This is a genomic window from Sphingopyxis sp., from assembly GCF_016704835.1.
In the GTDB taxonomy this organism is placed as follows: domain Bacteria; phylum Pseudomonadota; class Alphaproteobacteria; order Sphingomonadales; family Sphingomonadaceae; genus Sphingopyxis.
Map to the genome: position 1 here is coordinate 237,037 of NZ_JADIZJ010000006.1, position 25,120 is coordinate 262,156.

The following is a 25,120-nucleotide window of genomic DNA, read 5'->3' on the forward strand; positions in this document are numbered from 1 at the left end:
ACTGCTCTAGCTTTGCGGGCGCGTCCGGTCGAGGGCGCGATTGAGCAGCAGGACATTGACCCGCGGTTCCCCAAGGACGCCGAGCGCCGGTTGCTCGACCGCCGCCGTGACCAGAGCCCGAACCTGCGCGGGGGAGAGGCTGCGGGCGGCAGCAATGCGGCTCACCTGCGAAAAGGCCGCCTCGGGGCTGATATGGGGGTCCAGCCCCGAGGCAGAGGTCGTCACCAGGTCAGGCGGGACAGGTGTGCCCGGTGTCGTTTCGGAAAGGGTGGCAACGTCAGCTTTGACGCGGTCGGTCAGCGCCTGCGCGGCGGGGCCGAGGTTCGATCCGGCTGAGGCGGCGGCATCATAGCCGTCGGCGCCAGCGGCGGAGGGGCGGCCGTGAAAATAGGTCGCTCCGGCAAATTTCTGGCCGATCAGTTCGGAACCGACTACGGTGTCGCCGTCGCGGATCAGGCTGCCGTTGGCTTGTGCCGGGAACAATGCCTGGCCGATCCCGGTCAGCGCGAGCGGGTATGCGATGCCGAGCAGCGCGGCGAACAGCAGGGTCAGCACCAGCGCGGGGCGGATAGCGGATTTCAGATCGTTGAACATCGATTGGTCCTTAAGCGAGGTGGAGGCCGGATACGGCGAGGTCGATCAGCTTGATGCCGACGAACGGCGCGGCGAGCCCGCCGAGGCCGAACACCGACAGATTGCGCGCAAGCAACTGGCCTGCGGGCATCGGCCGATAGCGCACGCCCTTCAGCGCGAGCGGGACGAGGCAGGGGATGATCAGCGCGTTAAAGATGATCGCCGACAGCACCGCACTTTCGGGCGTCGCCAGCCCCATCACGTTGAGCACCCCGAGCTGCGGATAGAGCACGACGAAGATCGCCGGGATGATCGCGAAATATTTGGCGACGTCGTTGGCGACCGAAAAGGTTGTCAGCGCGCCGCGCGTCATCAGCAATTGTTTGCCCAGTCCGACGATCTCGATGAGCTTGGTCGGGTCGCTGTCGAGGTCAACCATATTGCCCGCCTCGCGCGCCGCTTGCGTCCCCGTGTTCATCGCGACGCCGACGTCGGCTTGGGCAAGGGCAGGGGCGTCGTTGGTGCCGTCGCCGCACATCGCTACGAGGCGCCCTTCGGCCTGTTCGCGGCGGATCAGCGCCAGCTTGTCCTCGGGCGTCGCCTGCGCCAGGAAATCATCGACCCCGGCCTCGGCCGCGATCGCAGCGGCGGTCAGCGGGTTATCGCCGGTGATCATCACGGTGCGGATGCCCATTTTGCGCAGTTCGCCAAAGCGTTCGCGCACTCCCGCCTTGACAACATCCTTGAGGTGAATGGCGCCAAGCAACTGACCGCCGCGAATGACCGCCAGCGGTGTGCCGCCCGAGCGCGCAATTTCGTCGGTGATCTTACGGAGTTCGACCACGGCTGCGTTTTCGCTCTGCGGATGCGCCTTCAGCACCGAGTCGACCGCACCCTTCTGGATCGTCACCCCGGCGACGATCACTCCCGACAGGCGGGTCTGCGCGGTGAAGGGGATGATGTCTGACCCGGCGGGCAGCGTCTCGACACGGATCGCATAGCGTTCGCGCGCCAGTGCGACGACCGAGCGGCCCTCGGGGGTTTCGTCGGCGAGGCTCGACAGCAACGCCGCTTCCGCCAGCCGGTCGATTTCGATCCCGCTCAGCGCGCGGAACTCGCTCGCCTGACGGTCGCCGATGGTGATCGTGCCGGTCTTGTCGAGCAGCAGTACATCGACGTCGCCTGCTGCCTCGACCGCGCGACCCGATTTGGCGAGCACGTTAAAGCGTACCAGTCGATCCATGCCCGCGATGCCGATCGCCGACAGTAGGGCAGCGATCGTCGTCGGGATCAGGGTGATGAGCAGCGCGGCGAGCAGCACCACGGGCACCGACCCACCCGCGTACGCAGCGAAACCCGGGATGGTCGACACGGCAATAAGAAAGATGATCGTCAGGCCCACGAGCAGGATCGTGAGCGCAATCTCGTTCGGCGTCTTGCGGCGCTCGGCGCCCTCGACGAGGGAGATCATGCGGTCGAGGAAACCTTGGCCGGGTTCGGCGGTGACCTGCACCTTGATGCGGTCGGAGATCACCCGCGTGCCAGCGGTGACCGCGCTGCGATCTCCCCCCGCCTCGCGGATCACCGGCGCACTTTCGCCGGTGATCGCGGCTTCGTTGACCGACGCGACACCCTCGATCACATCGCCGTCGGCGGGGATCAGGTCGCCGGTCTCGACGAGGACAATCTCGCCCTTTTCGAGCTGGCTCGCAGCGACTATTTCATAGGTGTCGCCGACCCCGAGCATCAACTTGGCCTTGAGTTCGGCCTTCGTCGCCCGCAGCGATGCCGCTTGCGCCCTACCGCGACCCTCGGCGAGCGCTTCGGCAAAGGTGCCGAAGAGCACGGTGAGCCACAGCCAGATAACAAGCTGGATCTCGAAGCCGAGCGACAGGCCGGGTTCGCCGATGACAAGCAGCACGGTGAGCAGCATCGCGACGACGGCGGTGACGAACATCACCGGATTGCGCATCAGCTGGCGCGGGTCGAGCTTGCGCACCGCGTCGCGCATCGCGGGGACGACAAGGGCGGCGCTGAACATCGAAGTGGGAGCGTTCATGGCTTTATATCCGTCAGAAAAGCTGGCCGCTGGTCACCGCGAGGTGATCGGCGATGGGACCGAGCGCGAGGCTAGGCAGGAAGGTGAGACCGCCAAGGATCAGGATGATCCCGACCAGTAAACCGATCCACAGCCCACCGGTGGTGGGGAAGGAGCCGCTGGTCGCAGGGACATGGCGTTTGGCGGCAAGGCTGCCGGCGATGGCGAGCGCGGGGATGATCACGAAGAAGCGACCTAGCCACATCGCAATGCCGAGCATGCCGTTGTAGAAAGGCGTTCCCGCTGTCAGCCCGGCGAAGGCCGACCCGTTGTTCCCGGCCCCCGACGTAAACGCATAAAGAATCTCCGAAAAGCCGTGCGGACCCTTGTTGAGCGGACCGGCGAGGCCAACAGGCAGCACGCTGGCGATCGCGGTGAAGCCCAATATCACCAGCGGCAGGATCGCGATCGCGAGCACCGCGAGCTTGACCTCGCGCGCCTCGATCTTCTTGCCGACATATTCGGGTGTCCGCCCGACCATCAGCCCGGCGACGAACACCGCCAAAATGGCGAACAGCAGGAAACCATAGATGCCCGCGCCGACCCCGCCGACGACGATTTCACCGAGCTGCATGTTGAACAGCGGGATCATGCCGCCGAGCGCGGTGAAACTATCGTGCATCGCATTGACCGCGCCGCACGACGCCGCAGTGGTGACGACCGCGAACAGGGCCGACGCGGCGATGCCGAAGCGTACCTCCTTGCCTTCCATATTGCCGCCTGCGACGCCCAACTGGTGCAGCACCGGGTTGCCCGCCGCTTCCTGCCAATAGGTGATGGTGACGCCGGCGATGAACAGCACGCCCATCGCGGCGAGGATTGCCCAGCCCTGGCGCGTGTCGCCGACCGCTTTGCCGAAACACCAGGTCAGCCCGACGCCGATTGAAAAAATTGACAACATCTGGACCAGGTTGGTCAGCGCAGTAGGGTTTTCGAACGGATGCGCGCTGTTGGCGTTGAAGAAGCCGCCACCATTGGTGCCGAGCATCTTGATGGCTTCCTGGCTCGCGACCGGGCCGAGCGCGATCGTCTGCTTGACGCCCTCGAGCGTGCTCGCGTCGATCGAGCCTGCCAATGTTTGCGGCACCCCGCTCGCGATCAGGAAGATCGCGTAGACGATACAGATCGGCAGCAGCAGATAGAGGGTGACGCGCGTCATATCGGCCCAGAAATTGCCGATCGTCTTCATCTCGCGCCGCGCGAAGCCGCGGAACAGTGCAAATGCGATTGCGATGCCGGTGGCGGCCGACAGGAAGTTGTGGATCGTCAAACCCAGCATCTGGCTAAGGTTCGACAGCGTCGTTTCGCCGGAATACCATTGCCAGTTGGTGTTGGTGGTAAAGCTGACCGCGGTGTTGAACGCCCCGTCGGCACCGACCGCGCCGAACCCCTGCGGATTGCCCGGCAGCACGCCTTGCAGCCGCAGGATCGCATAAGTGAACAGCAACAGCACAAGGTTGAACAGCAGCATGTGCAGCGCGTAGCGCCGCCAGCCTTGCTCCTCATTGGGGTCGATCCCGGCAAGGCGATAGAAGCCGCGCTCGACCGGGCCGAACACCCGGTGCAGCCAGGTGGTGCGCCCCTCGTAGAGCGCGAACAGCCACAGCCCGATCGGCTTGGCAAGCGCGATGAGGATAGCGACGAAGAGGAGGATCAAGCCCCAGCCGGCGACGGTCATGTCAGGTTCCGATCAGAAGCGCTCGGGCCGCAGCAGGGCGGCGAGCAGATAGATGAGGAGGGCGGCGGCGGTGACGCCTGCGAGGATCAGCGCGGTGCTCATGGGTTAGGCGCCGTCACAGAGGTGCGCGTAGCCGAGCGTACCCACGAAAAGCAGGGCGATAAGGCCGAGCCACAATAAATCGGACATGGTTTAATCTCCGGCGAGGGGACTCCAGCGGGAGCCGGTTGGGATGTGGGCGCCGCTACGCCCCTTCGCCGTAAAGTTTCGCGGGCGAATTGGCCGATCCGCATAAAGTTTCCATAAAGTTCGGCGGCGGCCGCTTGGCGTCGGCGATCGCGTTCGTCTAAGCTTGGCCGATGCCGACGCCGCCCTCTTCGGAAAAACGACCCTCGCCCGAAGCCCTGTTGCGTCAGGCGCGGCGTGAGGATCGCGGCCAGCTCAAGATATTCCTCGGTGCCGCGCCGGGGGTCGGCAAGACCTACGCGATGCTTCAGGAAGGCGCAGCGCTGAAACGTGTCGGGGTCGATGTCGTTATTGCCGTTGTCGAAACCCATGGCCGCGCCGAAACCGAAGCCCTGCTCAGCGGACAGGAAATCATCGCACGCCGCGAGCAGGAATATCGCGGCCGCACGCTCACCGAAATGGACCTCGACGCCGTGCTGCGCCGCGCACCCGCGCTGGCGCTGGTCGATGAATATGCCCATACCAACGTCGAGGGCAGCCGCCACCCCAAACGGTGGCAGGACGTCGCTGAACTGCTCGACGCGGGTATCGACGTCTATACAACGCTGAACATCCAGCATGTCGAGAGCCTCAACGATGTCGTTGCCAGCTTCACACGCGTCCGCGTGCGCGAGACGGTACCCGACAGCGTGTTCGAGGGCGCCGAGATCAAGCTTGTCGACCTGCCGCCCGACGAACTGATTGACCGGTTGAAGGACGGCAAAGTCTATGTGCCACAGGAAGCGTCGCGCGCGCTCGGTCATTTCTTTTCCAAGCCGAACCTGTCGGCCTTGCGCGAAATGGCGCTGCGCCGGGCGGCGCTTAGCGTCGATCGCCAGATGCTGCACGACCTCGATGTCGGGGGTCTCGCGGGGACGTATGCGGCGGGCGAACGCATTCTCGTGGCGATTAGCGAGCAACCGGGTGCCGACGCGCTGGTCCGTACCGCCAAACGGCTTGCCGACGGGCTCAATGCGCCGTGGACGGCGGTCCATATCGAAACTCCTCGCAGCGAAAATTTCGACGAAGATGCCAAGCGGCGGATTGCCGCGGCACTGTCACTCGCTGCCACCCTCGGCGCGACGATCGCCACCATTCCGTCCGAGAATGTCATTGCCGGATTGCGGGGCCAGATCGAGGTGCAGCGGGCGACGCAGCTGATCATCGGCCGCTCGCAACGCAGCTGGTGGTTCGAGCTGCGCCATGGGTCGGTGGTCGAAACGCTGATTCGAGGGTCAAACGATCTGGCAGTCCATGTCATTCCGTCGCCAGAAACCATTTCCGGCGCGGTGGGGTGGGCCGGCTGGCTGCGCGGCTGGGGACAGCCGGCGGCGTATATGGGCGCGCTGATACTGATCGCGGCGACAACGCTGCTCGCCAGAATTGCTCAGCCGCTCATCGGCCGCGGCGCCGTCGACCTGCTCTATCTCGTTCCGGTAATCGTCACTGCGACGCTTTACGGTCTCCGCCCCGGACTGTTTGCGAGTATCGCGGCCGCGCTGGCGTTCAATTTCTTCTTTCTCGACCCACTCCACACCTTCACCATCGCCGATCCGCAAAGTGTGCTGACGATGCTGGTGCTGACCGGGGTGGCGGCGGTGACCAGCAACCTCGCGGGTCGGCTCAGGACCCGCGCGCGGATTGGCGTGCGCAGCGCTGAGGAAAATGCCTCGCTGGCTGCCTTCGGTCAGATGCTGGCGCGGGCATCGGATCGCGAGGCGACCGCGGTCGCGACCTGCGATGAAGTGTCGCGACTGCTGGGCGTACGCTGCGTCATGTTCGCCGAAACTGAAGGCGTCTTGAGCTTGATCGTGGCGCGTCCGCGCGAGGCGACGATCTCGCCGATCGATCAGGCGGCGGCCGAATGGGCATGGAGCAGCGGTGAGCCCGCCGGTCGCGGTACGGGCACGCTGCTGGCCTCGGACTGGCAGTTCCACCCGCTCAAGACCAGCCTTGGCGTCCTCGCGGTGCTCGGCATCGCGCGCGACGACGACAGCGCCCCGGTCGCTGCCGACAAGGCAACCTTGCTTGCAACGCTGATCGGGCAGGCGGCGCTCGCGCATGAGCGCCTCTATCTCGAGGATGAAATGCGCAGCCTGTCGGTGCTCGAAGAGCGCGACCGGCTGCGCGCAGCGTTGCTGTCGTCGATCGGCCACGACCTGCGCACGCCGCTGACCGGGGTAACTGCAGCGATCGAGGCCATCGGAGCCGAGCATCCGGGCGCCCGCTCGCTGCCAACCGCGCGCGCTGAGCTTTCGCGCTTGCGCCGCTTTCTCGACAATCTGATCGAACTGGTGCGGATCGACGCGGGGGGCATTGATCTCAGCATGGCATCGGTTGACCTCACCGATGCGGTCGCCGGGGTCGTTCACGACCTCAAGGACATGCTGCGCGGGCATCAAATCGATTTTCAGGTTCCGGCCAGCTTGCCGTTCGTCAGGACCGACGAGCGGCTGCTTCACCATATTCTGCTCAACCTGGTCGCCAATGCGGTTCAGCATGGCGGCAACGCCGGGCCGATCTCGATCATTGGCCGCCGCACCCCCGACGCGCTGCTGCTGACCATCCGCGATCGCGGCGCCGGGCTGGAACCGGGAACCGAAACCGCCATTTTCGACACTTTTGCCCAGGGCGCGGGCACCGACCGACATGGCGGGAGCGGGCTGGGGCTGGCCATTGCCAAGGGTTTTGCCGATGCGCTGGGCATCGGCATAGGGGCCGCCAATCACCCTGATGGCGGCGGCGCGTTCACGCTGACTTTTCCCGACAAGCTAGTCGTGGCCATGTCGGATTAGCCGGGCGGTAGCAGCCGCAGGGTCTTCGTCGATGGAGTGCGGCCGCCCCGGCGCGCGCTGATAGTTAACACGCCGTTAACCATGTTGCTGAAGCGAATTCTCACCTCGCTGCGGCATGACTTGCGGCATGATCGCGCGCGCGCCTCCTCCGGCCTTCACCAGTCTTGCCACGCTTGCGATGGTGGCCGCCGCCGCCTTGCTGCCGACGACCGCCCATGCGGCCATCGCGGCGCCGCTCGCGAAGGCCGCCAACACCAAGCGTTTTGCGGTCAGCGACACATGCCGCGCCCGTGCGGCATTTGCATCGCCGGCGCTCACGTCCGTTACGCCGTCGCCGATCGCGGACCAGTTGCCAAGCGCGCTCGATCGGATGCGGATGAGCCAGGAACGCCCGATGCCAATCGTCGATGTCACCCCGGCGCGCGGCGAACCCGCCACCGTCCGAGCCGTCGCAACGGGCGCCGATCGCCTTTTCAAGCCCGTTCGCCCTCCATCCATGTCGTTGGCGCAGACCGCCTCTGCGCCGCGGGTCGACTGCGCCGCGCAGGCCGCTGCGATGGCGTCGCCTGCGTTCGATGACGACAGCGAACTCGGGACGTTGGCGATCCAGGTCGAAACGACACGCTTTGACGATCGCTGGGCGCGCGTTCGCCGCCCGCCGGCGGTGCGACTGATGCGGGCGCAGCTCGATCGCGCCGTGGTGAACCATGGCATCGGTGAAGCGGCGACACTCGAGCGCGTCAACCTGTGGGTCAATCGTCAGATCGCCTATGTCGATGACGAGCGCAATTACCGACAACGCGACTTCTGGGCGACCGCCGACGAGACGGTCGCCCGCGGCAGCGGCGATTGCGAGGACTTTGCAATCCTGAAAATGCATATGCTGCGCGCCGCCGGCATCGATGATGATCGCATGAAGCTGGTTTTGTTGCGCGATCTTGCGCTCAACGCCGACCATGCATTTCTGTTGGTACGGTCCGCATCCGGATGGGTCGTGCTCGATAACATGACCGACCGGATCTACGATGGCCGTCAATCCGATGCGATGCGGCCGATCCTCTCGTTTAGCGGCAGTCACCGCTGAGTCCATGGCTATCGCGACGCGGCGGCGCCGACATTGATAACGACTTTATCGGACAAGGCCGAAGTATCGTCGGCAGGCTTTGCAAGCGCATCAGCGGCAGTGACCGGGCGGACGGCGTCCAAGACTGCTTTGGTGAGCATAGCCGGGGCGCGGCTCGCGTTGGCGCATCTGTCGATCGTGAACGAACTGCCAAAGATGTTTGGACGCCTGCCGTCGCGCGGAGCCAAATAAACGCTGCCGATCGGTGGAGGGTATTGATCAAATCGCTGGATTTCAAAGCTTCTGACCGCAGCGTGGAAATGCTGTCAAATCGGCAGCATCGAATGAACTGCGACTCGCGCAGTGCTATCGGTTTAGAACCAGCTCTTTATCAGCTGACGGGCGAGCATTAACCAGAGTTATTAGCGATTTCGGCCCGATCTGGGCCGGCGCGCGGTCGGCCACCTATCCAAAAGGATAGCGAACGGCCGGGTTGACCGCTTCAGAATAAGCCGCTGCATTTGATGCGATTAAATTAGCCGCATGGCCGCGGAAGTGCGCCAGGGCGTATATCGCGGCGATCTCGAACGTACCCCTTTGTGGGTATGCATCAAAATCCTCGTAGATTGTGTCATTTAGTTGTATAACTATATGGGTAGTTATTAGATAACCAAACTACAAGCTTAACATATTCAACGTGGTGAGGGGTCCGCCGCGATGAAGATCAAAGAGAATTTGGGGTTTAGACCGAAAACCAGACAAGTAGGGTCGCCTTGACTGAGCATTCAGGGGAGGCGGAAATGTCGCAATTGATCAAGATTTCGCTCTTGGCGAAATATGAAATCGCGAGGGAAGGGTTACGCAACATCCTTTCCGGCGAGAGTTTTCAAATCCAGGCGTCGGTTGCCGATGCGTCGGCGCTGTTCGACGCGCAGGGGGCGATCGTGGACGATGTCGATTGCCATGTCATCGTTGTCGATGGTGGGGATAGCGGGTTCGGGCTTGACGCGTGCCGTCGGCTCGCGGCGAAAAAGATCCATGCGCGGCTGGCGCTGCTGTTCGATCACTATGTCTTTGAGGATGTGGTCGAGGCGTTTCAGATCGGGGTGGACGCCGTCATCGTCAAGGAGATCCTGTGCGCGCCGCTGGTCGAGTCGATCAAATTGGCTGCGCTGGGGGAAAAGGTGTTCCCGTCGCAGCTGGTCAACAATCTGACCAGCTGGGTTCCGGCCGCGCTGGGCGGTGACTGGAAGAGCAGTGCGGCGTCGGTCGGGCTGTCCGACCGCGAGATCGAAATCCTCGAAAGCATTATGGCCGGGATGGCGAACAAGGTAATCGCGCGGCAGTTCGGCATTTGTGAAGCCACAGTCAAAGTGCATGTGAAGGCGATCCTGCGCAAACTGGGGGTTGAAAACCGCACCCAGGCGGCAACCTGGGGGGTTAAGAATGGCCTGGGGGAGCCGGTGCAGTTGAACCTGCGCGAGGTAAGACCCGTCCGCGCCGTGGTTAGGCCGCCCCCCTATTCGGGCCGGGCGGCCTGACGTCGGTCATCGTCGGCTTAAGCAAAAAAGAGGCGCTGCGGGGACAACTGCGGTGCCTCTTTTTGTTATCGCGTTATGCCGAGTTTCTCAGCGTTCGGTAAACGCCTCAGACCGAGCCCGCAGGAACGGCTTGAACAAATAGCTTAGGATGCTTTTCTTGCCCGTCAGCACCTCGACATCGCAGATCATCCCTGGCGTGATCGGCAGCTGGCGCCGGCCATTTTGCAGATAGGCAACATCGGTTTCGACAACGACTGTAAAATAGGCCTCTTTGGTGGCCTCGTCATACAGGCTGTCTGCTGAGATCTGAACGACGCGGCCGGACAGGCCGCCATAGACCGCAAAATCATAAGCGGTAACTTTGACATTCGCGCGGTCGTTGACCTTTATGAAGGCGATGTCGCGCGGGGCGACACGCGCTTCGATCAATAGTTTGTCGCCCACCGGCACGACCTGCATGATCTTTTGCCCGGCCTGGACGAACCCACCCACCGTGGTGACCTGGACATCGTTGACTATGCCGTTGGCCGGCGAGCGGATTTCGCTGCGTTGCTGGCGTCCGGTGGCGCCGCGCAGCGATTCGGAATTGACCGCCATCTTGGCGACGATCTGGTTACGCTCATCGAGCGCCTCCTGACGAAATTCCAACCCGGCGGAGGCGGCCTGCGCCTGCGCTTCGCTGATCGCGGCTGCGGCGCGCGACGCGGCCTGTTCGGCGGCGGCCAGCTTGCCGCGTACCTCGGTCGCTTCGCGCTGGGCGTTGAGCAATTCGGTCTGGGGGACGATCGATTTCGCGGCGAGCGGCGCCAGCAATTCGACCTGGCTTTGCGCGAGCGACAGGCTCGATCGCAGCGAGGCGATCGTCGCCTGTGCTTCGCCATAGTCGCGGCGGCGCTGTTCCACCGCGGCGTTGAGCGCCATGCGGCGGCTGCGCTGGGTCGCGGCGCGGACCGATTGCAGATCGGCCTCTTGGCTGCACTCCGCCGGTCGGACGCCGCTGGCGCTGGGCGCGCAATCGCCTGCAGACGCACCGTTGCCTTCACGCCCCAAGCGCGCGGCACGGGCCGCCAGCGAACGGTTCTCCGCCGCGATCTGGCCGAGCTGCGACGAGGATTCGGTGTCGTCGAGGCGCACGAGCAACTGCCCCTTGCGCACGGGTTGGCCCGATCGCACGACGATGTTCAAAATGGTCGCCGGTTCGGATGATTGAATGATCTGCGCCTTGCTTGACGGGATCACGCGGCCCTGGCCTCGCGTGACTTCATCGACCTGGGCAAAGCTTGCCCAGCTGACAAAAACGAACAGCCCGACCCCCGATGCCAGGATGATCCGGCGGGTGCCGACATAGGGCCGCGATCTGATCATGATCCACTCTCCTTTGTGGCGACGTCGAATTCGCCGCCCTGCTGCCGTGCCATCATTCGTGAGGCGCGGCTCGTTTCTTCGGGTTCTGGGATCGCCAGTTCCCAGCCGAGCGACGTGTCGAGGCGGCCGCCAGCGTCGTTGTCGGTGCGGCGTTCCTGTAGCGCATCGAGGGTGTTGCCGGCCGATAGCTGGATCAAATTCTGCCCGTCACTGCCGTCGCGCGAGCGCGCCATGGCGCTTCGAGGCAGGATCGCCGGGATCGCTTCCAGGCCGTTATAGCGACCCGAAAATGCGCCCGGCGTTCCCCATTTTCCCGGCCAGCGATAAAAAATGTGAGCGCCGAGTTGCGCAATCTTGACCAGCTTGGGCGCCCAATAGGGCGACACATAATTGGCATGATAATGCGTCGCGTGACCGACCGAGGTTTCGACATAGCCAGCCAGTGCAGCGCGCGCGACATCTTCGGCTTCCTGCCATTTGGCCGGATTGGGACGCCGGTTAAGCGATCCGTCGCAGGTGAAGCTGAACTGGCAGACCGGGCGGTTGACGCCCTGATAGACGACGCCGCAGATCGACTTGGGGAAGGCGGGGTGCAGGGCGCGGTTGATCACCACCTGCGCGACCGCGCGCCGTCCGGCGATGGGTTCATAGGCCGCTTCGAAATATACCGCCTGGGTCAGGCAGCGCAGAGCGGTCAGCGCCGTCTTTTGATCGATCGTCACCGGGTGGAAGGGCCGCGCCGACGCGACCGGACCGGTGGAGAAGGGGATCGCCGCGTTGCGCGTCATCGCCGATTCGGGCGCTTGAATGAGCGTCGCGCCGGGGTCTTCGGTCAGCTTGATGAGGCGCACCATTTCCGGGTCGGTGATGACCGGGGCTTCAGCGTTGCTGTAGGGGGTGCCGGTGCTGTCGCCGCCGACAAAATCGGCCACATGCGCCCACATCGTCCGCGACGTGAGAAGCGTCACCACCACCGCCATCACGATGAGCCACAGGATCGTGCGGCGGTTGTCGTCGCTGGCGACCGTACCATATCTGCGGGCGGTGGCGGCGGTCATGATGCGGCTCGCTGGGCAAGGATTTCGTCGCGCGGGCCGTCGGCGACGATCCGGCCATTGTCCATGACGATAAGCCGGTCGACCAGCCCGAGTACCGTCATCCGGTGCGTCGCGATGACCAGCGTCTGGCTGGGGGGGATGGCGGCTTGCAGGCGATCGACGAAATGCTTTTCAGTCTGGCTGTCCATCGCGCCGGTTGGCTCGTCGAGAAACAGCAAATGCGCGGGTGTCATCAGCGCGCGCGCCAGCACCAGAAAGCTGCGCTGTCCGCCGGAGAGGCGCGCACCGCGCTCGCCGATATGGAAATCGAAACCCGTGGCGTCGCGGCCGAGGAATTCGTCAGCCCCTGATCGTCGGGCCGCATCGATGATAGTGGCGTCATCGGCGTCGCTGGCGCCGACCAGCAGATTCTCGCGCACCGTGCCGGAGAACAGTTCGGCATCCTGACCGACGAAACGCAAGGTCGAGCGCAGGTCGTGCGGGTCATATTGCCGGCTTTCGAGGCCGTCGATACGATAGCTACCGCTGGTCGGATCATATAGACCGCACAGGACGCGGCCCAGCGTCGATTTGCCCGACGCGACGCGCCCGATCAGGCCGACGCGCTCACCTGGTTCGATGCTCAGGTTGACTTCGGCCAGCGATTCCCGCTCGGTATCAGGGTAGCGGAAGCAGACATGGTCGAGTTGTAACCGCCCGTCCCGGACTTCGGGGGTCATCGAGCGGCTACCCTTATCGCGCTCGTCATCCTGATCCATCAGCTGTTGCAGGCTGTTCAAGGTGACAAAAGCCTGACGTCCGCGCGTCATCAGAAAGGCCAGCTGGCCGACGGGGGCCAGCGAGCGGCTGGCGAGCATGACGATCGCGATGATGGCGCCCATCGAGATAATGCCGGCGTTGAACAGATAAAAGCCACCGATGACCAGCGCGATGCTCGTTGCCTGCTGACACAGCGTCGCCAGGTTGACCGCGGTTGCGGTCAGTTTGCGCATTTCTTCCTGCGTGTAGGCGTTCGATGCCGAAAGCCGCCGCCACCTGCCCAGCATCCGACCTTCGGCGCGGCAGGCCTTGACCGTTTCGAGGCTGCCGATCGTTTCGACCAGCGTCGTTTGCAGCATACTGGCGTCGACCTGCGCGTCAGCGACGGCAGCGCTCATCCGGCGCTGCAAGATCCAGCCCATCGCGAGCATGATCACCATCGCGATGAACGGAATGACGGCCAGCCAGCCACCGAGTATTGCGATCAAGGCAACGAAGACGACCAGGAACAGAATATCCGTCAGAAGCACGACGGTGGTCGAGGCGAAGAAATCTCGAACCTGTTCATAGTCGGTCACCCGCCTTGCGAGCGCGCCCGTGCTGCCGCGCTGGGTTGCCAACGGCAGGTTGAGCACCTTGTCCAGCAGGCGCTGCGACAGCCGCGCATCGATGCCGCGCCCGACTTCGTCGATCAGTCCGGTGCGCGCCAGCCGCAGGCCATATTCTACCGCGATCGCAAACAGCGCGCCGAGCGCGAGCATCCACAGGCTGGCTGCGGCCTTGTTCGGAATGATGCGATCGTACACATTCATCGTGAACAACGGCATGGCAAAGGCGAGCAGGTTGATCAGCAGCGAGGCGAACATCACATAGCCATATTGGCTGCGCTCCTTCCAAACTTCGCTCCAGAACCAATGCTGCCTGGTCGCCTGATCCCATGGCCGCTCGCGCGCCGTTTCGCTGAGGGGATCATGGCGGACGATGACGCCCTGGCCCGAATAGCCGACTTCGAGCAGGCGGCGGTCGATCTGGAGGTCGCTGCTCGCGCCGGGCAAGCGGACCCAACAGCTCTCATTGTCCATCGCGGTCAGGACCAAGGGTCGGTCGTCCGCCAGCAGCAGGATCGCCGGCACATCGTGCGCGTTCCCCCCGGCGCGTGGCCGCCGCACGAGATGGCAGCGCAGACCTACAGCCGTGAGCGCATGGTCAAGCTGATCGAGCGGCACCAGCCCGTCATCGTCGAGCGCCAGCCCCTTTTTGATACGGAGGTCGGAGAAGGGGCGTTCGAACAGCGCGGCAATCGCCGCCACGGCATCCAGCAGCTCGTCGCCCTGCGCCGGGGTGCTGCGCCATGCTTCGAAACCCGTTGCGGGGGACGGATGGCGTGACCGCCGTGCCCCGCGGGCGTCGGCCGGATAGTTCATGTGGGATCCCGCATCGCTTCAAGATTCATTTCGGGGGTCGGCGCCACTTTGAAGCGGTCGCGCGCGGTCGCCGCGGCTGCGGCGGGCGGCTGGACGTCCATCGATGCAAGCAGGTCGTTGAGCGCTGCGAGCAGTTTGAACTCGGAATAGAATTGCGCGAATTTCGCGGTCTCGGTCCGCACCTGGACGTTATAGCGCGTGTTCTGCGCGTCGAGCACGTCGAGCAATGAGCGGCGGCCGACGTTGAACTGAGCGCGGTAGGAACGCAGCAAGTCGTCCGACACGCGGCTCTGTTCTTCGAGCTCCTTGACCAGGCGTCCCTGCGCGTCCCAGGTGTTCCAAGCGACGCGCACATCTTCTTCGGCTTCGCGAACCATCTGATCCATCCGAAAGCGCGCTTCCTTCTCGCGCCGGTACATTTCCTGCACCTTCGACCGTTTCAGACCGCCGTTGAAAATGTCCCAGCGCAGCACCAGCCCGGCGCGCAGATCGTTGGTCTCGCCGCGGAAGCCGTCGATGTCGTCGCCGATCCGCGCGTTGCCCTCGAGCGCGAGCGTCGGTGACATTTCGGCTTTTGACTTGCGAACGACTGCGTGCGCCGCGTCGAGGTCGGCCTGTGCTTCGCGCACCCGGGGGTGGCGTTCGCGCGCGCGTGCCAACGCATCCTCCATCGTCGCTGGAATATTGCCCGCGAGTGACGGCGGCAGTGCGGCGCCGTCGATCAAGTCAAGCCCAGTCAGGGTGCGAAACGATGCCGATGTATTGACGAGGTCAAGATTCGCCTCGGTTACGCGCGCGCGCGCTGCCTGCTGGCGTTCTTCGGCTTGCTGCTGATCGGCGATGCTCAGCGATCCCTTCGCCACGCCTTCGCGCAGGTCGGTCACCAGCTTGCTGTGGAAATCGATATTGTCCTCGGACGCCGCGACGATCCTTTGCTGCAACAGATAGTCGAGATACTGGCGGGTGACCTGCAATGCGATGAACTGCGAGCGCTCCTCGACGCGGAATGCCGCACCGTCGGTGCGCGCCGCCTGTCGCTTGACCTCGTTGCGCCGAACCCCGCCGTCGAACAGCGTCTGTTCGACCGACAGCCCGCCCTCCATCGGGTACAGCTCGTTGTCGGCGATGCCGAGCGCGCGGCGGGTGCTGTTTTCGAGCCGGCGAATGCCCACCGATCCCTCGACCGAGATGCGCGGCGCGAACAGACGCTGCGCCTGCTCGCGCTCGAAATCGATAGCGGTTTTGTTCTCGACCGCCTGGTTGATTTCGGGGTTGGTCTGGACTGCGGTCTCAACCGCGGTCTTCAGCTCGATGCGCTGTGTCCAGCCGGCCTCGTGCGTCGCGGTGAGTGCGACGGCGGTCAGCAATAAAGCTGCGGTACGAATTTTCGGCATCTTATGTCCCCTGCATCTATTCGATTGAAGTTGCAGATCCTTCGGCGTGATCTGTCACCTCAAAGTGTCCGGCATCGCCGCCGGTGGTTTAGGCGTGCCCGGCTGACGCCATTTGTTCGAGCTGCACCACGACATGCTGCTGCGCGAGGTCGGCGATGAATGAATGGCCGGATGCGACCGAACCGCCGTCTGCGAGCAATCCGGCAGCGCCGCCGTCGCCCAGCATGAACCCAGCGAGCGCCGGTACGGCCTGTGTTACCGGGCCGAGCAGCGCGTCGAGTTCGATCTGCGGTCCTTCCAGCGCGGCGGCTACGATCGTGTCGATCTCCGCGTCAGCGAGGTCGAGCACTGCCTGCGGCGGCAGCGCCATCTGCATCTGATCGCTCGACGCGACAGCCGTTGCCGATTCGGACGGCAGATCGACCTCGGTTCCCGCGACCAGCGGGGAATAGGTCGGATCGGGCGCCGCGGCGTCGCTAGCGTCGCTGCGGGCTTCGCGGTGTTCGTCCTGGTCCATCTGGCGCTGGGTGGGTTCGGTTTCGATCCGGGCCGTGGCAGGGGCGGAGAAATATTCGTGGACGAGGCCATCGGCCTTGGCGGCAGGAAGGGCAGCGGCATGGTCCGTCGCTTCGTTGGAGACGTCAGCCTGTGGCCCCGCGACCGGGGCGTCGCCATCGGGTGTCGCGTTCGGTCGCGCCGCCAACGGTGTCGCGGCTGCGAGCCCGGCCACGAGCATCGCGGTAGAAAGTCCAGCGGTTCCCGTCGTGGCAGCAACACGCTGCTGGTCGGCAAAGTTGGTGGCGAATGCCGCGTCGGCGAGTTTGCCGGTGCTGCCGTCAGCGCGGGTGTAGAGCGCTTCGCCTCTCACCTGAACCTGGCCGTCGGCGGCGATATAGGCGCGGCCGTCGGAGGTCAGCGAAATGCTGATAATGCCCTCGCTGATCAGTGAGCGGAATTCACCGGCGTCGGTGACGCCGTTGCTGTTGGCATCCTGCCAGATACCGAACTTTGCAAAATCCGCGTCGACCGCGTCAAGCTTGCCGTCGCCGTTACTGTCATAGGTGGCAGCCAAGCCTTGCAGGTCGGACAGGCCGCCGCCGCCGAACACCAGTTCGGAACCATTGTTGACCTTGCCATCACCATTTTTGTCGATCGCCAGCAGGCCGTCGTCAGCCCCGACCCATGCGGTGGTTTCGGCCATGCCGTCGCCATCATAGTCGAATTTCACTCCTGCTGCGTTCGACACAAATTCAGTCCCGTCGCCGTCCAGATCGACGGCGATCGGCGGCGCCAGCGCGGTAATGGTGACCGACAGGTTCGCGGTCGCAGTATCGCCGTCGCGATCGGTGACCACGTAATTGAAAACTTCGGTGGCGGTGACGGTGATCGGGCTCGGCGGTTGATAATTATACTGGCCGGTTGCGAAATTAAGCGTCAATGTGCCGCCCATCGGCGTCGTGATCGCGTTCAGCGCCGTCCCGGCAATGCTGCCGCCTGTCGATACAGCGATGCTCGACGCGCCATCCCAGGTGTAGGTCGTTGTGCCGATCGTGATTGACAGCAGTCGACCGCCATCGGCGCCGAAAAAGTCATTGGCGTCGAGATCGCCCGACACCGCCGACGGAACGATGACCGACAGCAATGTCGCGACCAGGTCCTCGAAATCGTTGACCAATATCGGATTGTTGTTTGGCGCATCGTTCAAATCTACGTCGCGCAACCGCTGGATGTTCAGCGGTTGCAGCGGATTATTGTCGATACCGATCGCTGTGACGTTGATATTGTTGTTGTCGACGAAACTGTTCCAGGCGGTGGCGGTGGCTGAGGTCAGCGAATTGATGACCATGGGCGGTATACCGCCGAACTGCGTCTGCTGGTTCGGGTTGCCGTCGCTCAGGAAAAAGACCTGGTTGCTCGCCCCCGGGATGGTGGTGAAATTCGCGAGCGCGGTCTGGATCGCGCCGGTGTAATTGGTGTTGAGCCCGATGTCGTCCTGCGATGGACGTTCGCCACCGGCGAGCGGATTGAGCGAGTCGAGATAAGCATTCGCGTCTGCCGCTGTCGAAAAGGCTTCGGAAGCGAACGAGCCTGACGAAAAGATCACGAATTTGATCGTGAGTGCGCCCGACGCCGCGCTATCGAGCTGCGAAAGCGCCCCTGGACGGCCTCGAGCATCGTGTTGAGTTCGCCACTGTCGATGCTGTCGCTGAAATCGAGGATGAAGAGCGTGTTCACGTCCTGCATCGGCTGCGATGTCGCTCCGGTCTCGCCGTTGGCGGTCGGGGCATCGTCTTCGATCACGATCTGGATCGCCGTAGCGTTGGTGGTCGTGGTGGTGCCATCGGATACCGAAACGGGGACGAAGAAATCCTTGAGGTCCTCCAGGGTGACATTGGGGTGATCAACAGCGCGCGACAGCGTGACGGTAAAAGCGCTATTCGATGCCAGCGTGACGCGGATGACTTCCGAGCCGCCGACCGAGCCAATCAAGATATCGGTGCCGACACCGGTCCAGGCAACGGGAACGCCTCCCGCGGTCAACACCGCGCCGGGATTGCCGAGGGTCGCGGTCAGCATTTCGCCGGCATCGGCGTCACCGATCGCCAGCGTGCCGCTGAAGGTCGTACTGTTGGTGGTGTCGAGCGTCGCGTTCGGCGCCGTGTCGGCAAGCCCGTTCGGCAGACCTTCCTCGGATACCCGCGCGATTGCGGTGCCAATCGTCGGTGCGTCGTTGGTACCGAAAACGGTGATGGTCAGGGTTGAGCCGACCGACAGCGCGCCGTCGCTGATCGTATAGGCGAAGCTATCGACCAGCGTCTGTCCGCTATCGAGCGCGTTGACCACCGGCTTGTCCTCATCAAGCGTGTAGGTATAGCTGCCGTTGGCGTTGAGAACGAGCGTGCCATAGAGGCCGACATAGGTTCCCGCCGTGGTGACAGTGATCGTCTCCAGGTCAGGGTCATTGTCGGCGACGTCGGAAAAGCTGCCGAACGGTGCGCCGGGATGCGCGATATCCTGGAGGACATTGCCGGTAGCGCTCGGGTCGGTCCCGCTGGCGCCGTCGAGGACCCAATTTGTGTCGGCGCGCGCGATCGGGAAATCATTGGCGCCGGTGATCGAGATGGTGATTGTTGCGATCGACGTGTCGCCGTCTGCGTCGCGCACCGTATATTGGAACGTCTCGGTGAGCGTCGTGCTGGACGTCAGCGCGATAACCGCCGGATCATTGGGGTCGAGATCGTAACGATAGGTGCCGTCGGCCGCGATGATGATCGTGCCATAGTCGCCTGCCACCGCACTTCCCGATGTTCCCGCAACTGCGCCGAACGCCACGCCAATCACGCTAAGCCCGCCGTCAGCGCCAGCATTGTCGGCCGATCCGTCCATGCCGTTATCATCGGTGCCACCAATTCCGGTCAGCACATTGCCGTCGGCAAAAATCTGCCCGTCGCGCGCGACATTGTCTTCGTCATGGACCGCTTGCGGTGCGTCGTCACGGATCGCGAAACGGCCGGTGATGTCGGCGGTGGTCCGCGCGGTGTCACCGTCGCCGTCGGTCGCGATGGCGGTCAGCGTGATCAGGTTGCTTCCCGACAGGAACAAGGTCTGGTCGGGGCCGCTGTCGGGCAAATGGAGGACTGCGCGCGACTGGTCGAAGGTGACGAGGCCGCCGGGGGCCACCGAAATGCGGAAAACTTCGTGCGTGGAGGTGCGGCCGAATACAACGCCGCTCTCGATCGAAAGGATGACCGCTTCGCCGGTCAGCGAGTCGACCAGCCCGCTTGCCCCTGCGGTAACGCCAAGTTCATAGGCGACCGCGCCCGGACCATCGGCGCCAAAATCGGTCGTTGGTGCAAACAGTCCCGACAGGTCGGCGGTGGCGTTCGCGGCGAAATCGCTTTCGTCGACCGTCAGCGTGGGCGCGATGCCTCCGGCGGAAATCGACGGTCCATCGTCGGCGAAGCGGATGTTGCCCCCCAGATCGACCGCAACGGTGTCCGAAATGCTGTCGCCGTCGCGATCGACGATTGCCGCGGTGCCGCGTAGCTCGACCAGGTTGGCCGCGAGTTCGACAAGCTGCGCGGCGTAATTGCTGGCGGAACCCGGCAGCGGATGGTCGATTTCGGCAAATTGGGTCAGCGTGACAATGCCGGTCGCGGCGTTCACCGCAATGGAAAAAATGGGCGTGCCGGCCGCGCTGCCGGCGATCTCGCCGGAGACAAGGGCCAGCGTGACCGGCACGCCGTTGCTGGTCAGGGCGGAGGTCGCGGCCGCCGAGCCCAGCGCAAGGGAATAGGTCCAGGTCACCGCGCCCGCGTTCGCGGGACCATCGGCGCCGAATTGAACCAGCGAAGTCGAAAAGGCCGATGACAGATCGGCGGTCGCCACGTCGAAGGCGCTGCCGCGCGTATCGCCGTCCTGCGTCGTCAGGGTGATCGCGTTGGCATCGACATTAGTCGCGTCGATCGACGGCCCGTCATCCTTGAACACCAGCGTGCTGCCGATGGCAACCAGCGCCGAAGCCTGGTCGCCGTCGCCGTCGGTGACTGTCGCGATCATCCGGATGATGGTCGGCGACAGCGTCACGGAATCGTCAGGGTTGCTGGCGTCGGGATGGCGAACGGCGCGGATCTGGTCGAGGGTCGCCTGACCGTTATTCGCGACGGTCAACCGGAAGGCGACGGTCGAGGGCGAATCTTGCAGGCGCCCTTCGACAGTATTGCCGATGGCTTGCAGGATGATTTTTGAACCCGTGGCAACGTCGATCAGTCCAGTGGCCGTCGTCACCTCGAAGGCATAGCTCACCGTGCTGCCAGCCTGATCGGCACCAATCACGATGTTGAACAGACTGGCAAAATCAGCGGTGGCGTCCTGTGCAAGGTTGGTCTCGTCAACCGTCAACAGCCCCGCTGTCGGGGACAAGGCCGTGATCGACGGCACGTCGTCGGATACCGAAATATTGACTGTCCCCGAGACCTGATCGCCATCGCTGTCGGTGGCGACGACTTCGATAAAGCCAAGTTCGGTCAGATCATCGATTGTCGCATCAGGATGCAGGCCATAACTATATTGCAGCGTCACCGTGACCGTCGCGACATTGCCCGACAGGCTGAGGTCGATCACGACAACCGGGTTTTCGTCGGCGTCCCAGCCGATGATCTGGGTGTCTGATTCGAGCGTCCAGCTGAGCCCACCGTCGAGCGTCGAGAGGTCGCCAAAGCCCATCGATGCGATCGCGTCGGAGCCGGGGGTGAAGACGATGTCGCCGCTCGACGAAACCGGCTGCGCCGGCGATGGCGTCGAACCACTTTCCAGATGCTGGTCATCAACAATTAGCTGGATCGGGTCGCTCGCGGTCGGCAACGAGCCGTCAGCCAGGCGGATCAGCTGCACCGCGGACGATTGATCGCCGTCGCCATCGGTGATGGTGTAGGTGAAATTGGCGTGGATCGGGAACACGCTGATCTGCGGCACCGGATCGAAGCTCCAGGCACCATTGGCCTGGAAGCTATAGGTGCCGTTGGGGTTGGTGTATGTGGTGGTTCCGGTGGCGGCGATCGCGATAACGGTGCTGCCGACAGTAACCGACGTGACTGTCGCGCCATCTGCGCCGAGCGTGTCGTTCGCCAGCAGATTGCCCGAAATGGCGGCAGCGTCTTCGGCCACGGTGATCGACGGTTCCGATTGCGCGACGGGAACGTCGTCGACAATCAGCACGTCAAGGGTCGCCGTCGCGAGTGAACCGTCGCTGTCGGTTATCTCGATAGCGAAAGACTCGGTGAGCGCGGCATCGGTCGGCCCGCTGTGAAGCCCGCTGTTTTCGGAGAGCTCGTAGCTGTAGCTGATTGTGCCGCCGACAATGTCCCCCGCAGCGTCGAACACGGGCGCGAAATCGGTGATCGTCAGAATGCCAAGGTCAGTGGTAATCACCAGCCCTGCGGCAATCGCGCCGTCGAACAGACTTTCGCCTGCAATGGTGATCGCGGCGATGCCGTCGGCTGCGTCAAAACTGAAGTCGCCGGTTTGGATCAGTGCCGCACTATCCGGGCTCGAACCGTCGGACAGATTGGCTTCCAGCACCGTTGCTTCGGCGCCTGCGGGATTGAGGCCGTTGATGGTGACGATGTCGTTCCGACCCCGGATGACGACGGTCAGCGTTGCTGTCGCCTCGTCGCCGTCGCTATCGGTGATGACATATTCAAAGGTCTCGGTGAGTTCGTCGTCGCTGTCGAGCCCCAGGACATCGGAATTTTCGGGATCGAGCGTGTAAATATAGCTGCCGTCGGCAGCGATCGCGAGCGTGCCATATGCGCCAAAAGTCAGCCCGTTGATTTCGCCGCTGTCACCGCCGAAAGCGATGGCGGTAACGCTGGCGCCGTCGGCGCCCTGGATGTCGGCTTCGCCATCGGTTGCATTGGCATCTTCCCCGCCGACCCCGGTCAGGACATTGCCGTCAGCGCTTTGTCCGCTGCCCGACTGCAGCGCGTCAAGGTCGTCGATCGCGGTCGGGACATCATCTTCGACGACAATGCTGAGCGTACCGCTGGCACTGTCGCCATCGACATCGGTGACGACGACGCCAAAGTTTTCAGCGATATCGTCGCCGTTGGTTGCGTCGGTCAGGGTGTAGCTGTAGCCGATCGCCGTCGCACTGATGCTGGTAATCGTGAGCGTTCCGAACGCGCCGACGACAGTCTGCCCGATTGCCGTCACCGGTTCGCCGTTGATGCGAACCGAGCCGAGACCATCGGCGGCCGAAAAAGCGAATGAACCACTGGTTGTTGCCGTGCCGCTCTCCGGCGCCGACCCCAATGGCAGTCCCGCTTCGGATACCAGTTGGCCGTCGTCATCGCCGTCGGGCAGCGTAAGCGTAACGCGGCCATCGGCGATCGCGATCGACAGCGTCGCGGTCGAGGTATCGCCGTCGCCGTCGGTCAACTGATAGATAAACACGTCAAAAACGCCGCCCGGGCTGCCGGGATTTCGAGCATAGCTGTAGCTGCCATTGCTGTGCAGCGTCAGCACGCCGTAGAGTCCCGCAACGGGCGTTCCTGGCGCAACGGGGTCGCCGGCGCCGGAAACCGCCGACACGCTTGCGCCATCAGCGCCGGGGAAATCCAGCCCGCCGTCATTTTCGGCGTCGGTAATGACGTTCCCCGTAGCGGGGCCAAAGGTGCCCGCCGGGATGCTGTCGAAATCGGCAACGGCTTCGGGAACATCATCGATGATGTCGATTTCGAAACTGGCGGCTACCGTGTCGCCATCAAGGTCGGTGATGCCGACCGTGATCAGCTGCGATGTCGCATCGCCGAACGTGTTGTCGGTCAGCCAGAAGAAATATTCGATCGAATCGGGATTGATCGCGATGATGTAGAAGGTGCCGGTGGCGAGTGCGATCTCCTGACCTTCTTCAGTGACGGGAACGCCGTTGATCGTCAGCGCCGCTGGTCCGTCACCCGCAGCAAATTGGATGACGCCGGAGGTGAAGTTGGAACCGTCGCCGTCACGCGAACCGGGGTTTTCGCCGTCGCGTTCGGAGAGGCCGGCTTCGTCGACGAAGGTGCCGTCGTCGCCCGCCGCGGGCAAGAGCAGGCTGGGCGTGCTGTCGCCGATGCGGATCGTCAGCGTCGCCGTCGATACATCGCCGTCGCCGTCGGTCAATTGATAGGTGAAAACATCACTGACGCCGCCGGGTGTCCCGGCCGAACGGACATAGGCATAGGTGCCGTCGGGGGCGATCACCAGGCGGCCATATTGGCCCTGCACCGGCGTCGCCGTCGGGCTGAATTCGGTGGCCGATGCGCCGCGTACACCGGTAATGATTGCGCCGTCGGCGCCAGGTGTATCAGCGCCCGCCGCACCGGACGCGGTCCCCGCGCCGGTGATGACGTTTCCTGCCTGCGGCGCAGTGCTGCCGGGAACGGTGTCGTCGATATCGGCGCGCGCGATCGGGGCGTCGTCTTCGATCGTCAGAGTCAGAGTGGCCGTGCCGACGTCGCCGTCGCTGTCGGTGACGGTGATCGTGACGGCGTCGGTCGCGGTCGGGCTGGTGCTGTTGTCGGTCAACGTATAGCTGTAACCGATCAGATCCGGCGTGATGCTGGTGATGGTGATCTGGCCAAGCGGCGTCGTGATGACCTGGCCGACGGCGGTGACGGCCGTGCCGTTGACCGCTACGACGACGGGCTGGTCGAGCGCAGCAATCTGGATCGTGCCGCTGGTCGATTCACGCGGCGAAGCGGCATCGGATCCGGCGGGTTCGGCACCGCGCGCCGCCAGCGCCGCTTCCGACACGATCGCGGTTGCGGCTGTCACACCGACCGTCTGGTCCGGGGTCGTGATCAGGATTTTGGGTTTGTCGTCGACCGCATCGGGAATCACCTCGACGTCCGGAATTCGCCCGAAGCCGAACTCGGTCGGCGGCAGTAGGTCGCCGAGACCGAAGGGGTCGCCGATGTCGCCCGGCGTCTGCGCGAAGTTGCCGCCCGAGCTTTGCGGCCGGCCGGCGGCGGGTTCGGGCTCCTGTCCGGCGATCAGCGCGGCGACCGTGGGCGCCGGGATGTTGATCGGGCCTACCTTGATCTGCGGAATCCGCAGCGCGCCATCGACGATGACCAGTATTTCCCCGTCAGGCAAGGTGACGACGAGGTCATTACCGGAAAGCTTGATCGCGTCGAGGCGCGTGCCGGGCGGCAATTGGATAACGCCATCGACGGGCAGGATGGACGTCGCTCCGGGCGGAATGGCCCTTGCTATGGTGGCGGTTTCGCCCACCTGTTCATTCCGCTTCAAGTCCATCGTCTATGCCCCCTGCACCTCGATGCTCGCCAGTTCACGCGGCAGCGACCTGTACGGGGGCCGCTGCAACTACGGGCGAACGGCATCGCTTGTCCGCGCTGGATGTCGCGCGGAGCAGCAATGCAAGCTCTTGTGATCGTGCTGGGTTCTCTCTGGCGACCGATGCCCGTGCCTTGTCACTGACCGGGCGAATACAAACCCCGGGGGGTGATTCTGCAATGGCAATTTCCGGTATGCTAACCTATACTTTTGGATAAGTTCAATATCTTATGAGTTAATTTTCTCTTAATATATTTATAGAATGCAACAATATCGATAAAAACTGTCACATTGTGAATATGACTTGAT

13 protein-coding genes are annotated in these 25,120 nt (G+C 63.7%); 3 read left to right on the forward strand and 10 right to left on the reverse strand.

Going from position 1 to position 25,120, the window contains the following annotated elements:
• Positions 1-6 precede the first annotated feature (6 nt).
• The 4 genes from kdpC to kdpF are packed head-to-tail and all read right to left on the reverse strand — an operon-like array spanning position 7 to position 4,451.
• Positions 7-594 (reverse strand): potassium-transporting ATPase subunit KdpC, encoded by a 588-nt coding sequence (kdpC, locus tag IPF76_RS12625; protein WP_293844457.1) that lies wholly within the window; start codon positions 592-594, stop codon positions 7-9.
• 10 nt (positions 595-604) lie between these two features.
• A complete protein-coding gene (kdpB, locus tag IPF76_RS12630; RefSeq protein WP_293844460.1) occupies positions 605-2,632 on the reverse strand; it encodes a potassium-transporting ATPase subunit KdpB in 2,028 nt (675 codons plus the stop codon).
• A gap of 13 nt (positions 2,633-2,645) precedes the next feature.
• The gene (kdpA, locus tag IPF76_RS12635) at positions 2,646-4,349 is read right to left on the reverse strand and encodes a potassium-transporting ATPase subunit KdpA (RefSeq protein ID WP_293844463.1); all 1,704 of its coding nucleotides are present in this window, start codon (positions 4,347-4,349) and stop codon (positions 2,646-2,648) included.
• A gap of 12 nt (positions 4,350-4,361) precedes the next feature.
• A complete protein-coding gene (gene kdpF / locus IPF76_RS12640) occupies positions 4,362-4,451 on the reverse strand; it encodes a K(+)-transporting ATPase subunit F (protein ID WP_293844466.1) in 90 nt (29 codons plus the stop codon).
• Positions 4,452-4,708: 257 nt separating this feature from the next.
• Between kdpF and IPF76_RS12645 the strand changes: the two genes are divergently transcribed.
• The 3 genes from IPF76_RS12645 to IPF76_RS12655 all read left to right on the forward strand — a co-directional run bounded on the left by IPF76_RS12645 (position 4,709) and on the right by IPF76_RS12655 (position 9,973).
• A complete protein-coding gene (locus IPF76_RS12645) occupies positions 4,709-7,369 on the forward strand; it encodes a sensor histidine kinase KdpD (protein WP_293844469.1) in 2,661 nt (886 codons plus the stop codon).
• A 127-nt stretch (positions 7,370-7,496) separates the two neighbouring features.
• Positions 7,497-8,453: a transglutaminase-like cysteine peptidase gene (locus tag IPF76_RS12650; protein WP_293844472.1), complete on the forward strand. Its 957-nt coding sequence runs from the start codon at positions 7,497-7,499 to the stop codon at positions 8,451-8,453.
• A gap of 779 nt (positions 8,454-9,232) precedes the next feature.
• Positions 9,233-9,973, forward strand: coding sequence for a response regulator transcription factor (locus IPF76_RS12655; RefSeq protein WP_293844475.1), 741 nt, complete (start codon positions 9,233-9,235; stop codon positions 9,971-9,973).
• Positions 9,974-10,060: 87 nt separating this feature from the next.
• On the opposite strand, the gene IPF76_RS12660 is transcribed toward IPF76_RS12655, so the two are convergent.
• From IPF76_RS12660 to IPF76_RS12685, 6 genes are all read right to left on the reverse strand, one after another.
• Entirely contained in the window at positions 10,061-11,338 is a 1,278-nt protein-coding gene (locus IPF76_RS12660) for an HlyD family type I secretion periplasmic adaptor subunit (RefSeq protein WP_293844478.1), read from the reverse strand.
• Positions 11,335-12,396, reverse strand: coding sequence for a cell wall hydrolase (locus IPF76_RS12665; RefSeq protein ID WP_293844481.1), 1,062 nt, complete (start codon positions 12,394-12,396; stop codon positions 11,335-11,337). The genes IPF76_RS12660 and IPF76_RS12665 overlap by 4 nt, the downstream gene beginning before the upstream one ends.
• Complete coding sequence (locus tag IPF76_RS12670; RefSeq protein ID WP_293844484.1) at positions 12,393-14,579, reverse strand: type I secretion system permease/ATPase; 2,187 nt, start codon at positions 14,577-14,579, stop codon at positions 12,393-12,395. The genes IPF76_RS12665 and IPF76_RS12670 overlap by 4 nt, the downstream gene beginning before the upstream one ends.
• Complete coding sequence (locus IPF76_RS12675) at positions 14,576-15,973, reverse strand: TolC family outer membrane protein (RefSeq protein WP_293844487.1); 1,398 nt, start codon at positions 15,971-15,973, stop codon at positions 14,576-14,578. The genes IPF76_RS12670 and IPF76_RS12675 overlap by 4 nt, the downstream gene beginning before the upstream one ends.
• 88 nt (positions 15,974-16,061) lie before the next feature.
• A complete protein-coding gene (locus IPF76_RS12680) occupies positions 16,062-18,077 on the reverse strand; it encodes a hypothetical protein (protein WP_293844490.1) in 2,016 nt (671 codons plus the stop codon).
• Positions 18,074-24,766: a DUF5801 repeats-in-toxin domain-containing protein gene (locus IPF76_RS12685; RefSeq protein ID WP_293844493.1), complete on the reverse strand. Its 6,693-nt coding sequence runs from the start codon at positions 24,764-24,766 to the stop codon at positions 18,074-18,076. The genes IPF76_RS12680 and IPF76_RS12685 overlap by 4 nt, the downstream gene beginning before the upstream one ends.
• Between the last annotated feature and the right edge of the window lie 354 nt (positions 24,767-25,120).

Coding starts and splice junctions, on each gene's coding strand:
- kdpC (WP_293844457.1), bottom strand. CDS start 594: ATGTTCAACGATCTGAAATCCGCTATCCGCCCCGCGCTGGTGCTGACC.
- kdpB (WP_293844460.1), bottom strand. CDS start 2,632: ATGAACGCTCCCACTTCGATGTTCAGCGCCGCCCTTGTCGTCCCCGCG.
- kdpA (WP_293844463.1), bottom strand. CDS start 4,349: ATGACCGTCGCCGGCTGGGGCTTGATCCTCCTCTTCGTCGCTATCCTC.
- kdpF (WP_293844466.1), bottom strand. CDS start 4,451: ATGAGCACCGCGCTGATCCTCGCAGGCGTCACCGCCGCCGCCCTCCTC.
- IPF76_RS12645 (WP_293844469.1), top strand. CDS start 4,709: ATGCCGACGCCGCCCTCTTCGGAAAAACGACCCTCGCCCGAAGCCCTG.
- IPF76_RS12650 (WP_293844472.1), top strand. CDS start 7,497: ATGATCGCGCGCGCGCCTCCTCCGGCCTTCACCAGTCTTGCCACGCTT.
- IPF76_RS12655 (WP_293844475.1), top strand. CDS start 9,233: ATGTCGCAATTGATCAAGATTTCGCTCTTGGCGAAATATGAAATCGCG.
- IPF76_RS12660 (WP_293844478.1), bottom strand. CDS start 11,338: ATGATCAGATCGCGGCCCTATGTCGGCACCCGCCGGATCATCCTGGCA.
- IPF76_RS12665 (WP_293844481.1), bottom strand. CDS start 12,396: ATGACCGCCGCCACCGCCCGCAGATATGGTACGGTCGCCAGCGACGAC.
- IPF76_RS12670 (WP_293844484.1), bottom strand. CDS start 14,579: ATGAACTATCCGGCCGACGCCCGCGGGGCACGGCGGTCACGCCATCCG.
- IPF76_RS12675 (WP_293844487.1), bottom strand. CDS start 15,973: ATGCCGAAAATTCGTACCGCAGCTTTATTGCTGACCGCCGTCGCACTC.